Annotated in this window: 15 protein-coding genes and 3 riboswitches; of the genes, 8 read left to right on the forward strand and 7 right to left on the reverse strand. The window is 37.0% G+C overall.

What is annotated here, in order from left to right; translation table 11 throughout:
- Positions 1-46: 46 nt before the first annotated feature.
- From cydB to ACM9HF_RS16555, 3 genes are all read right to left on the reverse strand, one after another.
- Positions 47-1,045: a cytochrome d ubiquinol oxidase subunit II gene (gene cydB, locus ACM9HF_RS16545; RefSeq protein ID WP_473611551.1), complete on the reverse strand. Its 999-nt coding sequence runs from the start codon at positions 1,043-1,045 to the stop codon at positions 47-49.
- Positions 1,045-2,409: a cytochrome ubiquinol oxidase subunit I gene (locus ACM9HF_RS16550; RefSeq protein ID WP_473611555.1), complete on the reverse strand. Its 1,365-nt coding sequence runs from the start codon at positions 2,407-2,409 to the stop codon at positions 1,045-1,047. The genes cydB and ACM9HF_RS16550 overlap by 1 nt, the downstream gene beginning before the upstream one ends.
- A gap of 134 nt (positions 2,410-2,543) precedes the next feature.
- Positions 2,544-3,089 (reverse strand): GbsR/MarR family transcriptional regulator, encoded by a 546-nt coding sequence (locus ACM9HF_RS16555; RefSeq protein WP_473611559.1) that lies wholly within the window; start codon positions 3,087-3,089, stop codon positions 2,544-2,546.
- A 414-nt stretch (positions 3,090-3,503) separates the two neighbouring features.
- Between ACM9HF_RS16555 and ACM9HF_RS16560 the strand changes: the two genes are divergently transcribed.
- The 4 genes from ACM9HF_RS16560 (at position 3,504) to ACM9HF_RS16575 (ending at position 10,877) form a co-directional block, all read left to right on the forward strand.
- Positions 3,504-6,026: a TonB-dependent receptor plug domain-containing protein gene (locus ACM9HF_RS16560; protein WP_473611563.1), complete on the forward strand. Its 2,523-nt coding sequence runs from the start codon at positions 3,504-3,506 to the stop codon at positions 6,024-6,026.
- 338 nt (positions 6,027-6,364) lie between these two features.
- Positions 6,365-6,560: riboswitch (cobalamin riboswitch) on the forward strand.
- Between the two features lie 135 nt (positions 6,561-6,695).
- Complete coding sequence (gene cobU / locus ACM9HF_RS16565) at positions 6,696-7,256, forward strand: bifunctional adenosylcobinamide kinase/adenosylcobinamide-phosphate guanylyltransferase (protein ID WP_473611567.1); 561 nt, start codon at positions 6,696-6,698, stop codon at positions 7,254-7,256.
- On the forward strand, positions 7,256-8,749 hold the full coding sequence (locus ACM9HF_RS16570; protein WP_473611570.1) for a cobyric acid synthase: 1,494 nt from the start codon (positions 7,256-7,258) through the stop codon (positions 8,747-8,749). Before cobU ends, ACM9HF_RS16570 begins: the two co-directional genes overlap by 1 nt.
- 55 nt (positions 8,750-8,804) lie before the next feature.
- Positions 8,805-8,933, forward strand: a riboswitch (cobalamin riboswitch).
- Positions 8,934-8,987: 54 nt separating this feature from the next.
- Positions 8,988-10,877 carry a TonB-dependent receptor domain-containing protein gene (locus tag ACM9HF_RS16575; protein WP_473611573.1) on the forward strand — a complete coding sequence of 630 codons (1,890 nt, stop codon included), beginning with the start codon at positions 8,988-8,990 and terminating at the stop codon, positions 10,875-10,877.
- Between the two features lie 306 nt (positions 10,878-11,183).
- Here ACM9HF_RS16575 and cobD read toward each other — a convergent pair whose 3' ends face one another.
- The 3 genes from cobD to ACM9HF_RS16590 are packed head-to-tail and all read right to left on the reverse strand — an operon-like array spanning position 11,184 to position 13,869.
- Positions 11,184-12,206: a threonine-phosphate decarboxylase CobD gene (gene cobD, locus ACM9HF_RS16580; RefSeq protein WP_473611577.1), complete on the reverse strand. Its 1,023-nt coding sequence runs from the start codon at positions 12,204-12,206 to the stop codon at positions 11,184-11,186.
- 26 nt (positions 12,207-12,232) lie between these two features.
- The gene (locus tag ACM9HF_RS16585; protein WP_473611581.1) at positions 12,233-13,252 is read right to left on the reverse strand and encodes a cobalamin biosynthesis protein CobD/CbiB; all 1,020 of its coding nucleotides are present in this window, start codon (positions 13,250-13,252) and stop codon (positions 12,233-12,235) included.
- A 29-nt stretch (positions 13,253-13,281) separates the two neighbouring features.
- A complete protein-coding gene (locus ACM9HF_RS16590) occupies positions 13,282-13,869 on the reverse strand; it encodes a histidine phosphatase family protein (protein WP_473611585.1) in 588 nt (195 codons plus the stop codon).
- 129 nt (positions 13,870-13,998) lie between these two features.
- A riboswitch (cobalamin riboswitch) is annotated at positions 13,999-14,384 on the forward strand.
- Positions 14,385-14,506: 122 nt separating this feature from the next.
- Here ACM9HF_RS16590 and ACM9HF_RS16595 point away from each other — a divergent pair.
- From ACM9HF_RS16595 to cobO, 4 genes are read left to right on the forward strand one after another with little or no spacing between them, the layout of a single operon-like run.
- A complete protein-coding gene (locus ACM9HF_RS16595; protein WP_473611588.1) occupies positions 14,507-15,103 on the forward strand; it encodes a hypothetical protein in 597 nt (198 codons plus the stop codon).
- A 40-nt stretch (positions 15,104-15,143) separates the two neighbouring features.
- A complete protein-coding gene (locus tag ACM9HF_RS16600) occupies positions 15,144-16,505 on the forward strand; it encodes a cobyrinic acid a,c-diamide synthase CobB (RefSeq protein WP_473611592.1) in 1,362 nt (453 codons plus the stop codon).
- A gap of 53 nt (positions 16,506-16,558) precedes the next feature.
- The gene (locus ACM9HF_RS16605) at positions 16,559-17,443 is read left to right on the forward strand and encodes a tetratricopeptide repeat protein (protein WP_473611596.1); all 885 of its coding nucleotides are present in this window, start codon (positions 16,559-16,561) and stop codon (positions 17,441-17,443) included.
- 13 nt (positions 17,444-17,456) lie between these two features.
- Positions 17,457-18,074, forward strand: a complete 618-nt coding sequence (cobO, locus tag ACM9HF_RS16610; protein WP_473611600.1) for a cob(I)yrinic acid a,c-diamide adenosyltransferase — start codon at positions 17,457-17,459, stop codon at positions 18,072-18,074.
- A 17-nt stretch (positions 18,075-18,091) separates the two neighbouring features.
- Here cobO and ACM9HF_RS16615 read toward each other — a convergent pair whose 3' ends face one another.
- A complete protein-coding gene (locus ACM9HF_RS16615; RefSeq protein WP_473611604.1) occupies positions 18,092-18,583 on the reverse strand; it encodes a DUF3592 domain-containing protein in 492 nt (163 codons plus the stop codon).
- Between the last annotated feature and the right edge of the window lie 45 nt (positions 18,584-18,628).

An 18,628-nucleotide genomic window follows, 5' to 3' on the forward strand; every position in this document is an offset into this window, starting at 1 on the left:
CAGAATAATTTAAAACCTCTCTTATTACTAAGAGAGGTTTTATCATTTAATGATACCTTAGCTCTTGCACCTTGCCCCAAAACACACGATATGAAAACGCGGTGTAGCTAAATATTACTGGTACAACAATAATGGCACCCCATAGTATAAAGCTTAATGATTCTGGTGCTGAAGCCGCTTCCCAAATCGTAATTTTGTTTGGCACTATGTAAGGAAAAAAGCTAAAACCTAAACCAATAAAACACAATACAAATATGATTGCGGCAGCCGTGAAGGGCTTCCAACAACCTTTATCGTTTTCTGCGGGAAGTTTTTTTAATTGTACAAAACTGTAAACAAACAAGCTAAAGCAGAGTATAGGCAGCGGTAACATGAAAACCATGCTAGATGATTCAAACCAACGGTCAAATACATTAGGATTAATTATTGGGTTGATTACTGATACAGCTAATATGCCAATAAAACAAATAAGACCTGACTTTTTAGCCCAAGCAACGGCTTGCACTTGTAAATCACCTTCGGTTTTCATTATTAACCAGCAAGCACCAATATAGCTGTAAGCAGCAGCAACACCTAAAGCACTGAGCAAGCTAAAGCTGTAGGCAGCAAATGTACTTTCAAAGCCCATTACATACATGCCTAACATGTAACCTTGGCTCATAGAAGCGAGAAGCGATCCCATTTTAAACACTTTGTTCCATGTGGGTTTATGGCTAAACGCTGCTTTAGCTCTAAAATCGAAAGCGACGCCACGCAGTACTAAACTAATCAGCAGCACCGCAGTGGGTAAGTACAGCTCTTTAAATATATAGCTATGAGCTGCAGGAAAAGCGATCAGCAATAAACCTATCGCTAAAACTAACCAAGTTTCGTTAGCATCCCAAAAAGGGCCGATAGAGGCGATCATGGTATCGCTGTTATCTTCTTGTTTTAGGGGAAGTAAAATACCCACGCCTAAATCGTAGCCGTCTAATATGGCGTAAAGAAGAATTGAAAATCCCATTAAAGCGACAAATATTATGGCGAGTGCGTTAGCTTCAAACATTATTTTATTCCTTCTATTGCTGAAGTGATAATGGGTTTTGTAATTTCATCATCGCTGATTTCTTCAATTTCAACCGCTCTACCTGCCATAGTGAAAATAGTATGTAAGTAAGCAATCATTAACACGGTATACAAGATTAAATATAAGATTAACGATAAACCTACATTTGCGGGAGCTATATCAGTAGCAGCATCTTTAACACTTAATATCCCTGTTACTAGCCAAGGTTGGCGTCCTACTTCAGTAACGTACCAGCCAGCTAATGTGGCTACCCAACCTGAAAATGTCATGAACAATAAGGTTTTTAACACCCAAGGTGATAGCTCCTTTTTACGCCAGAGTTGAATACGCCCAGTCCATGCAACAAATAACATCAGAAAGCCGAGGCCAACCATAATGCGGAAAGAGAAGAACACTGGCATAACAGGCGGATGGTTACCTTCAAACTCGTTTAAGCCCTTGATCTCACCATTTAAGTCATGAGTTAAAATCAGGCTAGCCATATTGGGAATGCCTATTTCAAAATGGTTAGTTTTTTCTACGGCATCAGGTAAGGCGAAAAGTAACAAGGGGGCGCCTTTTTCTGTATGCCAAATACCTTCCATTGCCGCTATTTTTTGTGGTTGATGTTCTAAAGTATTTAATCCGTGAAAATCCCCTACTAATGCCTGTGTTGGCGCTAAAATAGCTGCCACCGTTAAAGCTATTTTTAAGGTAAGTTTAGGTGCGCGTTTGTCGTCACCTTTTAATAAACGATACGCACTGATGCCCGCAATTAAAAATGCAGCCGTTAACCCTGAGGCAATCAGCATATGTGTAAATCGATATGGGAATGATGGATTAAAAATAATGGCCAACCAATCAATAGGAAAAGCAACTCCATCACGCATTTCGTAACCTTGCGGTGTATGCATCCAAGAGTTAAGCGCTAAAATCCAAAAGGCTGATAACGTAGTACCAAAAGCAACAATAAAGGTAGAAAGGGTATGAACTAATGGTGATACGCGATTAATACCAAATAGCATAATGCCTAGAAAACCAGCCTCTAAAAAGAAAGCGGTTAGCACTTCATAACCTAATAATGGACCTGCAATATTACCGACAGTTTCCATAAATTTTGGCCAGTTAGTACCAAACTGGAATGACATGGTAATGCCACTTACCACGCCAAGAGCGAAAGTTAGAGCAAATATTTTTACCCAAAAGCGATAGGCTCGCATCCAAACTGGATCATTCGTTTGGACAAATCGTACTTTGAAAAAAAGTAAGAACCAACTTAATGCGATAGTGATAACGGGAAATAGAATATGAAAACTGATATTAGTTGCAAATTGAATGCGAGATAAAATCAAAGTATCTAACATTTTTTACTCCATTAGCCCTATGCAGCTCGCTGTGGGCCGTTGTTAAAATATGTGTAAAAAGATCGCTATGGCTTTGTAGCCAATAGCGATAAGGGAGGTTAATCGGCTTGGTTGTGCTATAAAATTAAAACTTATTAATTGCTCTTAAGTAATTTATCTTTAATATCAATTACTTTACTTACGCCTGCGCCCAGCTTCATTAAAGTATTCAATTTTTCTGGACTCATACTTTGTAGTTCACTTGCCCAATGAGTAATAGTTTCAAGCAATTCATGTATTTCATGCATTTTTACTTGTGCATATTGCTCTTCTTTATTAGCGGGTTCGTTTAATAAATTATCGCGTAATAAAGATAAGGTTGGGTCAACTTCGCGTTTACGACGTTCTTCAAATACACGTATAGCCATTTCCCAAATAGAACCAGCAGGAGAGTAATACTCTTTGCGATCTTTTGGCTTATGCTGCACCTGAACTAATCGCCACGATTGCAGTTCTTTAATACCCATGCTGACATTGCCACGAGAAATATTTAACGCTTCAGAAATTTGTACTGCGCTTAAAGGTTCTTGGCTAATCACAAGCAAGCCATACATTTGACCAACAGTACGGTTAAACCCCCAGCGACTGCCCATTTCTCCACAGTGCATTACAAACGATTCTATTTTATCTGTCATTATCATGATATGTATTTTCTGAAGTTTCAGTATTTTCTGAAAGTTTAAACCTTTGTTGATTTAAATCAATATTTATTTGAATATTTTTTAATTTATTTGAAGGTGAGTTAAGGAATATGAGGTTAGTTTTAAAAGTGCTAGTACATAAGTCATTTAGACCCATCGAAGAAGCGCTTGAGCAAAATCACTTCTTCGTTAATCCTTTTTATAAGGAACAACCATTATTACAAAGCATTGCCTTGAATTGATATCGCTCAAGCGCTCTGAAATACGTATCTTGATTGGTAACGGGTATATGAGCTGCTGAAGAACTAAAACTTAGGTTATTTAGCTTAAGTCTTTTGCATCAAATTAAGGGAGTCGTTAGAATAGCGCCAATAAAAACATCCCTCAAAAAATTCTCAAACAAAGAGCACTCACATGAAAAAAAAATTCCATTTACATGCAATTTCGCTTGCATTAAGTAGTTCATTTGTCGGTTTACCTGCTTTAGCACAAACACCAGCGGTTGAAACTGAAGAAGAAGTTGAAACCATCGCTATATTAGGTTCAAGGGTTTCAACGCGCACAGCAACTGAGTCTACTTCTCCTATTGATATTATTACGGGCGAATCATTAACTAAAGGGGGTTTTAGTGAGTTAGGCCAAAGCTTACAAGCCAGTGCACCGTCGTTTAACTTTAGCCGTACACAAGTCTCTGATGGTTCTGATTTATTTAGACCTGCGACTTTACGTGGTCTTCAGCCTGATCAAACTTTAGTGTTGATCAATGGTAAGCGTCGTCATAACCAAGCCATTTTTGGTTTAAATGGTACAGTAGGTGCTGGTGCGGCTGGAACCGATATGAACTCTATTCCTATGACTGCTCTTAAAAATGTACAGATTTTACGTGATGGTGCCGCAGCTCAATATGGTTCAGATGCGATTGCTGGCGTTATTAATTTAGAATTAAAAAATAGTACAAATGAAACCACTGGCTTTGTTCAAGCGGGATCGACAGGTGAGGGCGATGGCGACACGGTATCATTTGGTTTAAATACAGGTTTTGATATTGGAACTGAAGGCGGATTTATTAACCTTTCTGCTGAATATCGTGATGCTGATGGTACTAACCGAGCGCAACGAGATACAGGCGGTAGTTCTACCACTCCTGCTGGTACATTATCTGACGATGTTCGTTGGATCCAAGGTAACTCTGCTTCTGAATTTGGATCCGTTTTTTATAATGCGATGATCCCACTGAATGATATAGAACTGTATGCCTTTGGTGGCTTTTCAAATCGTACCGCTTTAGGTAATGGTTTTTATCGTGACTTTGGTGATGCTGTTAAAAACGTACCTCAAGTGTATGCGGATGGATTCTTACCAAGAATAGACAACGAAGCTGAAGATCTTTCAACAGCGGTAGGTGTTCGCGGTGAAATGAATGACGATTGGAGCTATGACGTTTCAGCTACTTACGGTCAAAACGAATATGACTTCCATTCTGCAAATACGATTAATGCTTCTTACGCTGCTGAATACTTAAGCTTAAATCCTAGTGCAACTGATGCTGATATAGCCGCTAATGCTGGACCTACTTCAGGCTATTCAGGAGGCTTTAGGTACGATCAATTAACCCTTAATGCTGATATTACGGGCTTAATTGAAATAGGCTTAGCAGAACCACTTTATATCGCTTTTGGCGCGGAATACCGTGATGAAGATTATGCTATTGTTGCTGGTGAAGAAGCTTCGTATGCTTGTGGACTTGCGAACCAAGATGTAGCGTTTCCATCGGTAATTGATGATTCAGTTTTTGCAGAATGTGGCTTTCAAGCCTATCCAGGATTAAGACCTAACGCAGCAAGCGGTGCGGATAGACATAGTTATGCCTTTTATGTAGATACAGAAATACAGTTAATGGAAGATTGGAATTTGGGTGCAGCCCTTCGTTATGAAGACTTTTCAGATGCAGGTGATAAATTAATTGGTAAATTATCAACACGTTTTAACATCACTGAAAATTTTGCATTGCGTAGTGTTGTATCAACGGGGTTTAGAGCACCTTCACTTCAACAAAGTGCGTACACGGCTTATACTGCTAATTTAGGTGCTGATGGCGTATTGTTACCGTCGTTTACTGCAACAGCAGGTTCAGATTTTCCATCCGCTTTAGGTGTTGATAGCTTAGGTCTAGAAACCTCGAAAAACTATAGTTTAGGCGCTGTTATCACTTTATTTGATGACATATCTGTAACGATTGATGCTTATCGTGTAGAAATTGACGATAGAATTACATTAGGCAGTTTACTTAATGCTGACGACGTAGCGTTTAATCCAGCAGCGGTTACAGCATTAGAGGCTAGCGGAGCAGTACAGGCTAACTATTTTTCAAACTCGGTTAACTCTATAACAGAGGGTGTTGATGTGATTGTTTCATACAATACTGACTTACTTTCTGGTGACTTTGGGGTAACTTTTGCAGGTAACATTAACGAAACGGAAATTGACAGTGTTAATACCCAAAACGGTATTCCTGAATCGGTAGCGTTAGACAACTTACAACGTAGTTTTTTAACTAACGGACAACCTAAAAAACGTGCAACCTTAACCTTTGATTACGCGCAAGATGCTTGGACAACCGTTGTAAGAGCGAATTACTTCGGTGAAACGGATGTAACTTACTTTGGTAATGATCATATTAACTTAGGCAGTGGGTTTAAGCCAACGAGTACCGTTGAGTCAGCCGTGTTGATTGATGTGAATCTTGATTGTCAAATTAATGAGACCTTTACTGCTTCTATTGGTATTAACAATATATTTAATAAAACACCTGATGAGTTAGGGCAAGATGAAGTGCTTGATGCTATTACTAATGGTGCGTTTAAATATCCAGTTAGAGCTTTACCATACGGCTTTGATGGCATGACTTATTACGCACGTTTGAACTTTAGGTTTTAATAGTTTTAGTTTTTTAGCGAGTAATTGCTATGTAAAATAATGGTTAAACGCTCAAGCATATAATATATGTTTGAGCGTTTTTTTATTATTATTTTTACATTAATACCGTTTAAATTCTTAAAATAAATCAATGCAGTAAGAATATTGAGTATCTGTAGTAGGCATGCGAGTCAACATATCTTTATAGTCTTATGCCCTATAATACTGGCCTAGAATAAAATAAACCTTGCTATTTTTTTCTATAAACCGATAATCTCGTCCGTAATTATAGCCAAAACATTGCAATACACATATTGCAATGTTTTGGCTATATATCATGTATTTTTCATATTTATTTCATTCAATTTTATCATTAAGCTTTGGCTTAGAAAGAAGAAATAAAACTGGGAATGTGGTGAAAATCCACAACTGTACCCGCAACTGTAAACAGAGCGACATACATACTATTTAGTAATACCACTGAGTTAACTTACTTGGGAAGGTGTATGTTGAGATGCTGTAAGTCAGGATATCAGGTGAAAATACATGAATTTTAAGGTCGAGCGGGTCTACTCGAACAATTCATATTTTTATCTGTTTTACTGAACAGATGAATGTGTTCTGCTTCCCCTCTTGTACCTATGTTTAATGATCATTTTAACTTATTGATACATTTTATAAGGAGACAGTATGGGGCAAGTACATTTAATTTTAGGCGGTGCGCGATCGGGCAAAAGCTCGCTTGCAGAGCAGTGCGCCAAAAAAATAAACCTACCTGTTACCTATATAGCTACTGCTCAAGCACTTGATAAAGAGATGGAAAACCGTATTGTACTTCATCAGAAGGACAGACCCACACAATGGAAAACGGTAGAATCACCTCTCTTATTAGCTGCTACGATTGACTCTCTTATTGAACTTATAACAAGTAATACTTCAAATAAGGGCCAATGTATTCTAATTGATTGCCTTACCTTGTGGGTTACTAATTGTTTATGTAATCACGATTTAGCGTATTTCCAACACGAAAAACAGCAATTATTAGCCAGCTTAATTAACAGTCAAAAATATAAAAATCTGCATATTATTTTAGTCAGTAACGAAGTAGGACACGGTATCGTTCCTATGGGCGATTTATCACGTGAATTTGTAGATCAATCAGGCTGGCTACATCAAGCTATTGCTGAAATAGCCAATAAAGTCGACTTTGTTATGGCGGGCCTTCCTTTAACCTTAAAGGGAGATAAGTAATGAAAACCATCATGATACAAGGCACAACGTCTGACGCAGGTAAAAGTACGTTAGTGGCGGGTTTGTGTAGAGCTTTAGTAAATCAAGGAATTAAAGTTGCACCATTTAAGCCACAAAATATGGCGTTAAATAGTGCGGTAACTAAAGACGGTGGCGAAATTGGTCGTGCCCAAGCATTACAAGCAATAGCAGCCAAAGTAGAAGCGCGTATAGATTTTAACCCTATTTTATTAAAGCCCAATAGCGATACTGGCGCCCAAGTTATTGTTCACGGCAAAGCTATTTCTAATATGGAAGCGGGTAAGTACCACGACTATAAAAAAGTAGCCATGCAAGCTGTGCTTAAATCGCACCAACGCCTTGCTAACGAGTACGATGTATTAGTGGTAGAAGGCGCAGGCAGCCCCGCAGAAATTAATTTACGCGCTCATGATTTAGCCAATATGGGATACGCTGAAGCGGTAGACTGTCCCGTAATTATTGTGGCAGATATTGATAAAGGCGGTGTTTTTGCACATCTTGTAGGAACGCTTGAATTATTGTCTGAATCGGAACAAAACAGAGTTAAAGGTTTTATTATCAACCGTTTTAGAGGTGATATTAAACTGCTTGAGTCAGGCTTAACCTGGTTAGAAGAACGCACAGGTAAACCTGTTTTAGGTGTTATGCCTTACTTACATGATTTAGCGTTAGACGCTGAAGATGCCGTTGCATTAAACAATAAAGTTAGCCAAGCCAAAGTTAAGATATTTGTTCCGCTACTACCTCATATGAGTAATCATACCGACTTTGATCCGTTACGCTTACAGCCTAATATTGATCTGCAATACATAAAAATAGGGCAGTCGTTACAAGGTGCTGACTTGATCATTATTCCGGGCAGCAAAAACGTGACTTCAGATCTTCAATTTTTAAAAGAACAAGGTTGGCAGCAAGAAATTAATCAACATTTGCGTTACGGCGGTAAAGTGATGGGGATTTGTGGCGGCTTTCAAATGCTAGGGAAAACGATATTTGATCCCCTACATATAGAATCTCATGTTGAAGAAATAACAGGACTGGGCTTACTTGATTTTACGACCACACTGACTCAAGAAAAAACCTTAACGCAAGTATCTGCTGTGATGAAATTAAATGATGAATCTTGCACATTGCAAGGCTACGAGATCCATTGTGGTGTTTCGACTGGCGAAGCATTAAGTCATCCTCTTTTGCATATTATGCATAACGATAACGCTATCGCAGATGGCTGTATTTCTGAAGACAATCAGATTATAGCCACTTACCTACATGGATTTTTTGATTGCCCAGAACCTACCCAGAAAGTTTTAGACTGGTTAGGGATCACAACTTTAGATCAACCTGTTATTGATATTAACCAACACAGAGAAGTGCAATTAGAGCGCTTAGCCGATGTTTGTGTGGATCACTTAGCACTAGAAAAAATTCAAAAAATTATCGAAGAAGGTGTTAATACTCCAGCTATTTTATAGTTTTTACGTATAAATAAAACTTAACTCTTTACTCATAACACGACAGTACTTACTGCTTATTTAAGTAGTAAGTACTGTTTACCATAATAAATTTAAGGAAAGAGGATGAAAATTCCTCGCTGCCCCCGCAACGGTAAATACATAAAAAATGTATGAGCCCGACCGCTTAAATTTATTTAATAAAGTCGTGAAACACGGCTGCCAAATGATGCGGAGGGCATCATTAACGAGGTAAAACATGAAAGCACTACAAACACATAAAGTTAAACAAACAAACACATTTAAAAAATCAGTTCTTTTACTAGCAATTACAACGGCTATTTCTATGCCTGCTATGGCGGTAGATAAAACCGTAGCTGAAAAAGATTTAGATATTATTACGGTAACGGCATCGCGTACAGCGATGAATATTGATGACTCATTGGCATCTCAAATTGTAATTAATCGTGCTGATATTGATGAAGTTCAACCAAAATCTGTTTTAGACCTTTTATCTACGGTTGCTGGTATTGATTTTTCAACTTCGGGTGGTAGAGGTCAGGCTTCATCTGTGTATATGCGAGGTGCTAATTCTAGTCACACATTAATTCTACTAAACGGTGTTCGTATTAGTTCTGCAACCTTAGGGTCAACTAATATCAATGATCTAGCTCCTGAATTAATTGAACGTATTGAAATCGTTAAAGGTCCTCGTGCTGCTTTATGGGGGTCTGATGCTATTGGTGGTGTTATTCAAATATTCACTCGTAAACTTAATGATGGAGAGCACTTTGTTCGTGCAAGTTTAGGGAGCGAAGGTTACAAAATGTTGAATGCTGGCGTTGGCATCGAACATGGTGATGGCCATACAAGTATCAATATTGATCATGAAGAAAGTAATGGCTTTGATGCTAAAGATGATGCTGAAACGGATGATGATGGTTATAGTTTTGATTCTATCTCTATAAATGGTCAACAAAAGATTACTGACACATTGAGTGTTGATTGGTTGACACAAGTGGATCAAGGCGATACTGAATATGATAGTTCATTTGGTGGCAATGAAAGTGCAATAAGTAATTACGTTTGGAAAATTGGTGCGAATTATCAATGGGACCTTGGTGATATAAAAAATGATACTCAATTTAACATTGGTCAAAATAGAGTGTCAGATATAAGACATGGAAATGGTACAAGTAAAGATGACGGTTCGTCATTTGATTCTAGAAGGAAGCAATATTCAGTAATTAATAGCAGTTTACTTTCTGAAGAATGGCTATTGAATTTAGGCGCTGACTTTTATAGCGAAACATTGAAAGGTGATGCTGAGTTTCCTGTAGACGAACGAGATACAACGGGCGTTTTTGCACATGTAATGTATAGCAAAGACAAATTATCTTATGAATTAGCAACACGTTATGATGATGTAGAAGGGGTTAAATCAGAGGTAACTTATAACTCAAGTATTGGTTATCAAGTGCTAGATAATACTCAAGTGAGTTTATCTGTAGGTACAGGATTTAAAGCACCAACCTTTAATGATTTATATTATCCTCTTCAATTTGGTTTTGTAGGTAATACGGATCTGGTTTCTGAATCATCAAAGAGTTATGAATTAAGTATAAAAAGTTCATTTGATAATTTATCAACTACATTTAATCTCTATAAAACAGATATCGATAATTTAATCGAGTGGACAGGTAAAGATGCAGACAATAACACTACCCCTGTAAATATTAGTGCTGCTGAAATAAAAGGTGCAGAGCTTGGCGTTATTTATAAAGGTTTGGGTGGTCAACATCAGTTTAATGTAAGTTACATTAAGGCCGAAGATGCTTCTACAGGTGAACAATTGGGCCGTAGAGCAAAACAGCAAGCAAATTATAAGTTTAGTAAACAAATGGAAAATACGAACATTTATGCAGATGTTCAATACAAAGGTAAACGCTATGATTACCCTTTTTCTGGTGACGCTGTAGTATTAGATAGCTATTCTTTAGTTAATTTAGGTATTAAATACGCCATATCGGAAAGTGTAAAAGTTACAGCAAAAATTAATAATGCTTTTAATGTGCAATATCAAAACTCTATGACTTATTTTACTCAAGATCGCGTTGTATATTTTGGTGTTACTTATCAAAACTTTTAAGCTGTGAATAAACGGTAGCGTTAAATTAATATAAACAGCGCTCTAAAAACACAACCCCAAAAATATTCTTTTGGGGTTTTTCTTAGTTTATTTCAAATAAACGCTTTACAATCTAAATAAGAATGATTATCATTAAGTTGTTGGTTAGGGATGAGTCCACTACTACTTACTCTAACCGATATTGATAAGCCTGAGTTTATGTTACAGGACGCGTAAACTCAGGCTCTCCCTCTATTATGATGTAGAACTTTTATCTCCGGTTATTAGCTATTCCCCAATAGTTAATAACCTTTTTTTTATTCTTTTTTACTTTATTGAATGACACACATTAAAAAGTTTATCTAATTTATCTTCTGTTGTGATACCAAATCTTAATTTATCTTTTTCGTCGGTTAGGCGAACGTAAACAGCTTGTTGGCATAATAATTCATATATTTTTTCAGCGCTTTTAGTGTTATTAAAGGTTAGGGTCAAAAATAAATCGCTTCCTTTAATTTCGGCTATCACTTCGCTACCAAAGGCTTGCCATAATAGGGCTTCTTGCTTTTTTCGCAATATATGTAGCTGTTGTTTTTGCTGTTGATGCCAATCGGTATCTTTTAGTGCGTGTTGGGCTACAACCTGCGCTGGGCCATTCACTTGCCAAGGCCCTAAATGCTCGTTAAATATATCGCACCAATTTTTATTCGCCACTAAAAAGCCAATACGGATACCCGCTAAACCAAAAAATTTCCCAAAAGAGCGAAATACTAATGTATTGCTGTTTTCAACCTGCGAGCAAATAGAATGATCATCTGTTATTACATCCATAAAAGCTTCATCAACCACTAACAAACCATTAAGCTCTTGCATTAATGTTTGATATTGCATGATTATTTTACGTGTAAATAACTTACCTGTGGGATTATTTGGGTTAATAATAACCAGCACGCTGTTCAGGTAAATAGTATCTATTGGTGGTAACTCATCTAAATAAAAATGTAACTCGTAGCCAGATTTTCTCCATGCTTGAGCATGTTCTTTGTAGCCATATTTGGGTAGGTAAACATGTTGAGAAGTGCTATTTTTTAGCTGCCACAATTCAGGCAGTGCTTTTATTATGGCTTGGCTACCGTTGGTTACGGTTACGTGTTTGCATTGGTAATAATGTTTAGCCGCAGCTAATAACTCGTTATTACTTTGGGGTAAATTTTGCCATATGCTTAATGGAATATTTGGAATAGGGTAGCTGGTTGGTGCAATGCCAGTGGATAGATCAAGCCATTGTTCTGCAGGTATTTTATATTGGTTAGCTATTTGCTGAAGCTGTCCGCCGTGGATAAGCGCCATGAAAAGTTCTCACTCATATTTGAATATTATATGATGTTTAAAAGTAGGTTAACTGTTTGCCATAACAATACGATTAACGTGAGTATTATAGCGGCTCGCTTCACAATTAAGATACTTTTAGGAATATCTTCAACTGTTATATTTTCACCACAACCTAAAGTAACCGATTCAACTATTTTACCATTATATTGCGCTGTGCCACCTAGCTTTTTATTCATCACGGTTGCACCGGCTGCCATAACCCAGCCGCCATTATGGCTTTTGTATGTATTACCTTGTTTATAGGCGTTTGCTAATGCTGTAAGGAATGTATCTTGAATGGCATATAACAAGGTGCATATTTTTGCACTAATAAATCCTAATGCATCATCAAGCCGAGCACTGGCGAAACCAAAAGAGTTAAATTGTAATGTACGATAGCCCCACATTGCATCTAACGTATTGGCAAAACGATGAAAAATAACTAGCGGTGCACCGCCAATAATAAAATAAACTATCGATGCGATAACCGAGTCGTGGCCATTTTCTAACATAGACTCAACCGTTGCTCGCGACATTTCAGTAGGCGTTAGTTCAGCCGTTTCTCTACTAACGAGGTAACCAGTAAAGTACCTTGCTTGTACTAAATTATTTTCTTTTAGCGGTTGGTAAACCTGCATAGCATGTTGATACAAACTGTTTAGGCCAATGGCTAAATAAAGCACGATAGCGTCTAATAATATTTGCCAGTACCAAGTTAAATGATTGAGATATAAACAATAAAGTAACGGAATAGGTAGCACTAAAATAGCCCATGCGAGTGAGCCTAATAATGCCTTTTTTATATTGAAGCGTAATGGCTGTGTTTCGTCTGATTTTTTATCGGTTTGAAAGGTGTTTAAACGTTTTTCGATTTGTTGAGCAAGCCAACCAAAGCCCACTAAGTAATGATACTGACGAGCTTCGCCTAAGTACTTATCAAGTAATAAAGCTAAAATAATTGTTAATGTTAGCGTATAAAAAGGCAGTGTAGAAAACAACCATAAAGTAAGTTCGTTAAATGTCACTTTCTTTCCTTTTTATAGAGCAATTTAGCTTAGGTCGATGGCGTTAAATGAAAACTTGAGGTGTTATGCTCATAAGTTAGTTTGTTAATAGAACCATTTTTAAATAAGTCGTAGGCATTCATATTCGAATTATTACCAATATAACCATAAAAACAACGCAGAGCCTCACCATGAAAAATCACTAAAATATGAGCTGTTTTATATTCTATCGCTATTTTTTCAAGTGCTTTGTAAATACGTTCGCCACAAGTTACAGCGCTTTCTCCACCTTGAGGTGTTAGCTCAGTAAATTTCTGCAATAGCTCAACATAATTAGGATCTTTCGATAAGGTTGTTATTTGCTTACCTTGCCAATAGCCTAAATGCCTTTCGGTAAGGCTAGATTTTACTTGGGTGTTTACGCCAAGCGTTTGTTTACATATTTGAGCACTGTTTACGGCACGTCCTAAATTTGAAGAGAAAATAACTTCGATATTATGCTTAAGCACGTTTTGAGCTATTTGCTCTGATTGGGTTTTACCTAACTCGGTTAAGTTGCTATCAAGCTGTCCTTGAAAACGTTGTATTTTATTCCACTGAGTTTCGCCATGGCGAGCTAAATATAAAGTTGTAATCATAGAGCCGTACTTTTGCTAATTGCAGCGCAGCATAACTAAATCAGCAACAGTGTTCAATGCACAATATTAATAGTGTGCATCATTTACTTTGATATGGGTATATGTTGTATAAACAGCTTGCTTCAGGTACTATTTCAGTCAGATTTAGGTGTCGAAATTAATGCTTATAATTTAATGAATAAGTATTAATTAAGATGAAACGTGAAACTGGTGAAATACCAGTACTGCCCCCGCAACGGTAACTGTGAGCAGCAATAAAAACCACTGTGTTTATACCAATCGCAATAACCAATTGATCATTTATACTTGTTTAAATGGCCAATTACATCGTTATTTATTTAATAATTAGAACAACTAGTTATTAAAATAAATGCCTTGTATTTGACCATTTATTCTTCATATAAAATAGTTCAATTCATTAATGCGTTTGGTATTCTTCATTCAATGAAAGCATGGGAAGGTATTGCAAAGCGATGAACAGGAGTCCGGAGACCGGCCTAATTTATACTCGACAACTGCGGTGGGCGGCTTTTCAGAGACTAGTAAATTTGTATTAGCCTATAACGTTCTTATTTATAGTTTTCACTTCTTTTACTAACTTTGATTTCTCCACCGTTAACTATTTAACGGGATTGTTATGAAATTAACTGAAGTAAAATCACCCCTTTCTTTGTTCTTAAGCATATGTGGCTTATTAACTTTGTTAATGATCGCTACACGTGGTAATCATTTTTCTACTTTCAATAGCCTGCCAAGTGCTTCTACAGCTGTGTTCTTTTTAGCAGGTATGTACTTGCGTAAAGTGAAAGACTTTTGGTTTTTTTATATTTTATCTATCACTATTGATTTAGCGTCTTCATTTCATCGAGGACAATTTGGTGATTGTTTAACCGCGTCTTATCCTGCTCTAGCTTTTAGTTATGTTGCTATGTTTGCAGCGGGTTATTACGTGCGTCCTGATTGGTCACAACAAAATATGATAACCAATATTGTTAAAGTGAGTGTAGCGTTAATTATTGCTAGCTCTATTGCCTTTTTCATCTCTAATGGTAGTTATTATGCCTTCTCGGGGAAATTTCCAGATTTATCGTGGGCTGAATATGCAACACGAGTAAATAAATACTTTTTTAAATCAGTTTCTAATCCTGTGTTTTATGTTGCTACAGGAATAGTAATGCATTGGTGTATCAATCGTTTTTTCACTGAAAAAACAACAGCTCAACTTTCATCATAAATTGTTGCTTACATCAACTTATTAATAAAAGGCGTTTACTTTGGCATTTGAAAATACTCCTGATAATGTAAAGGGCACAGGCACTATGTGCCCAGCATTAATTGTTGCTGCTCCTTCATCAGGCACCGGAAAAACAACAATTACTGCTGCTATCGCTAGGTATCATCGTAATCAAGGTAAAAAGGTTACCGTATTTAAAGTAGGACCTGATTTTATTGATCCTATGATTTTACGCCAAGCCAGCGGCGAATTAGTGTATCAATTAGATTTGTGGTTAGTGGGTGAACAAGACTGTAAACAGTTGTTATATAAAGCTGCGCTTGAGTCAGATCTCATTTTGATTGAAGGGGTTATGGGGCTTTTTGATGGTACGCCAAGTAGTGCTGATTTAGCTGAGTATTTTAATATTCCGGTATTAGGTATTATCGACGCTTCTGCCATGGCGCAAACCTTTGCAGCGGTTGCTTTTGGATTAGCTAACTATCGTCCTAATTTGCCATTTTCAGGTGTTATAGCAAATAGAGTTAACACGCCTAGACATACCGAAATATTACAAAATTGCTTGCCTGACGATTTACGCTTTTACGGTCGAATGCCTAAAGATGCAACCATTACGTTACCTCAACGTCATTTGGGTTTAGTACAAGCACAAGAGTTGGCTGATATTGATGTACAACTTGATCAAGCTGCGTCTCATATTGCCGCTACAGGTTTAGCTGAACTTCCTGCCAGTATAGAGTTTTTTCCTTGTGAAGAGGTTGAACACGAGTATCAACATGAAGGTGTTTTAAAAGGCACTCGTATTATTATTGTAAAAGACAAAGCTTTTAGTTTTATTTATGCGGCTAATATCGCTTTTTTACAAGAAACAGGCGCTGAGTTAGTTTATTGTTCAGCACTTACCGATGCTGAGTTACCAGCAGGTGATGTGTTATATATTCCCGGTGGTTACCCAGAATTATATGCTGAGCAACTTGTTCAAAATACAAGCTTTATATCGAGCGTACGATCTTTTGCTAAAACCAATAAACCATTGATTGCAGAATGTGGTGGTATGTTGTATTTACTTGAGCAGCTAACTGATTTACAAGATAAAAAGTTTTCAATGGTTGGCTTGTTACCGGGTAATGCCATTATGCAAAAAAAGCTAGCGGCTATTGGTTCTCAGTGGGTTGAATTACCTTTAAAAGGAACTGAAACGTTAGAGAATAATGTAATGCGCGGCCACAGTTTTCATTACTCAAGTGCCGACATTTCGTTAGAGCCTATTAGTCAAACTAAGCATCACCCCAGTGAACGCTTAGGCGAGTTTGTTTATCAGCACGGTAATATTATAGCGTCGTACATGCATTGGTATTTTCAAAGTAATCCTGAATTAACGGTAAAACTTTTTACTAAGTAATGGCTGCAGGGTAGTATGGTCAAATAAATTAAAACAAACTTCAAGGAAGTTAGGTGACAGAAAATACAGGAATAAAAGCAGCTATGGCATTAAGAACCATAGGTTTCCGTCCAATAAAAATTCCCTTAAAAACGTTTGCGGTGGTTCTTGCTCTTATTGCTTTGTATTTCAGCTTTACAGAATATATGGACTATAAGCATCAAAAAGATAACTCTTTGGCTATTATTTTAGAACCTAAAATTAACGACATTTACTTTATTGATTTTAGGCTGATTAAAAAAGATTTACGACCCCATGAAAAATACAGAATTGCTAAGGTAGTGGATATAACGGGCGACATTGTTACGCTTATGTATGGCGGTTTTTATTATCAAAGTAAGCATGCGGTTATTAATGCAATTTACTATGGGCAATTAGGTTTTAAAAAATACTTTGAAACTCGACGTTACGATATATCACATAATGAAATTAAGAATATGTTTAGCAACGGGGCTATCTATTTAGCTAATAGACCTATTCAAAATCTGCTCTATGGTAACGTGGTTGGGCCCATGAAAGAAAATTATCGTTCTAGTGGTTTAATATACGGTAAAAAAGAAAATAATAAAGGCGTAGCTTTTTTAAATGATCGTTTTAATGAAACGGGTTTAGAAAGCGCTTTTAACTTTTTTCAACAATCAGCAGAATTAGGTTACGCAAAAGGGCAAGTTAACTTGGCTCAAATGTATATTAATGGGCAGTTTGTTAGTAAAGATTTTAACAAGGCGTTACATTGGTTAAAGCTCGCTTCTTTACAAAGTAGTAAAACCGCTATTTTAAAATACGGTATTGTATGTAAGCAGGTTAAAGAGTGTAACCTTGCCGATTTTTATCAAGAACTCACAAAATCAGGCGTAAACATCAAAGTAAGAAAACTCGACTTTGAACTTAGCCCCTAGAAAGAAGACAATTATGACAGAACAACGTAATACCTTAACCGATGAAGAAAAACATAAAGCTCGCCAACAAAAAATTAAAGCTAATGTAGATGAGCGTGTAGCAAAAGCCACCGAAGAACGCGGTGTTTTAGTGGTTATTACTGGTAATGGTAAAGGTAAAAGCACCTCAGGTTTCGGTACTATATTACGTGCCGTAGGACATGGTTTAAACACAGGTGTTGTGCAATTTATTAAAGGATCAAAATGGGAATGTGGCGAAATGAACATTCTTAAACAATTTCCAGTAGAGCATCATGTGATGGGAACCGGCTTTACTTGGGAAACTCAGAGTAAAGAGACCGATATCGCTGCGGCAAAAGTCGCGTGGGAAAAGAGTAAAGCAATGTTAAGTAACCCAAACATAGATATGGTGCTGCTTGATGAAATGACCTACATGGTGAAGTACGGATACATAGATTTAGATGACATTATTGAAACATTAAATAATCGCCCCATAATGCAACATGTATTAATTACCGGTAGAGCTTGTCATCGACGCTTACTTGAATTAGCCGACACAGTATCTGAAGTTCAACCCGTAAAACACGCCTTTAAATCCGGTGTTAAAGCGCAAAAAGGTTTAGATTGGTAACTCGCTTTTTATGTGATTTATAAGTATTCATGTAAATATAAATATAAGGGAAGAACCGCCAGAGCTAAAGTAATAGCCATACCGAAAAGTCCAGGTTTTACCAAGTAGCTCTTTTTCGGGTTTTTAGGGTTATAAAATACATTGACCGTGCCATCTTCATTCTTTTGAATATAACTTAATTGTTTCGTAAGCAATGATTTAGCATTGTGGGAGGCGACTATTATCCAAGGTGATACTCTTGTTCCTTGGTATTCCTTTTCACACACCTGATATGTATACAAAGAATCAACTTTATAATCTTGCTCTGATACAATTAACTCAGCGTCTCCCCATTTTTTGACAGAAGCATTTTGTAAAACACCTTTTGCAACGGGCCATTGCTTTATTAATACTTGCCGAACAAGAGAGTATAAGCAAATAACTAATGCGTAAATTACTACAAAAAATAGCACTCCTTGCTTATCTCCTTCAGTAGCAAGTTCCCACATGTTTATTGTATATTCAATCATATTTTTAATACCTATTTACCAATCGCAATAACCCATTTCTCATTT

The organism is Colwellia sp. RE-S-Sl-9 (assembly GCF_048296855.1).
GTDB lineage: Bacteria > Pseudomonadota > Gammaproteobacteria > Enterobacterales > Alteromonadaceae > Pseudocolwellia.

Bases quoted from the DNA above. Each gene is read 5' to 3' on its own strand.
- cydB (WP_473611551.1), bottom strand. From the start codon at position 1,045: ATGTTTGAAGCTAACGCACTCGCCATAATATTTGTCGCTTTAATGGGA.
- ACM9HF_RS16550 (WP_473611555.1), bottom strand. From the start codon at position 2,409: ATGTTAGATACTTTGATTTTATCTCGCATTCAATTTGCAACTAATATC.
- ACM9HF_RS16555 (WP_473611559.1), bottom strand. From the start codon at position 3,089: ATGATAATGACAGATAAAATAGAATCGTTTGTAATGCACTGTGGAGAA.
- ACM9HF_RS16560 (WP_473611563.1), top strand. From the start codon at position 3,504: ATGAAAAAAAAATTCCATTTACATGCAATTTCGCTTGCATTAAGTAGT.
- cobU (WP_473611567.1), top strand. From the start codon at position 6,696: ATGGGGCAAGTACATTTAATTTTAGGCGGTGCGCGATCGGGCAAAAGC.
- ACM9HF_RS16570 (WP_473611570.1), top strand. From the start codon at position 7,256: ATGAAAACCATCATGATACAAGGCACAACGTCTGACGCAGGTAAAAGT.
- ACM9HF_RS16575 (WP_473611573.1), top strand. From the start codon at position 8,988: ATGAAAGCACTACAAACACATAAAGTTAAACAAACAAACACATTTAAA.
- cobD (WP_473611577.1), bottom strand. From the start codon at position 12,206: ATGGCGCTTATCCACGGCGGACAGCTTCAGCAAATAGCTAACCAATAT.
- ACM9HF_RS16590 (WP_473611585.1), bottom strand. From the start codon at position 13,869: ATGATTACAACTTTATATTTAGCTCGCCATGGCGAAACTCAGTGGAAT.
- ACM9HF_RS16595 (WP_473611588.1), top strand. From the start codon at position 14,507: ATGAAATTAACTGAAGTAAAATCACCCCTTTCTTTGTTCTTAAGCATA.
- cobO (WP_473611600.1), top strand. From the start codon at position 17,457: ATGACAGAACAACGTAATACCTTAACCGATGAAGAAAAACATAAAGCT.
- ACM9HF_RS16615 (WP_473611604.1), bottom strand. From the start codon at position 18,583: ATGATTGAATATACAATAAACATGTGGGAACTTGCTACTGAAGGAGAT.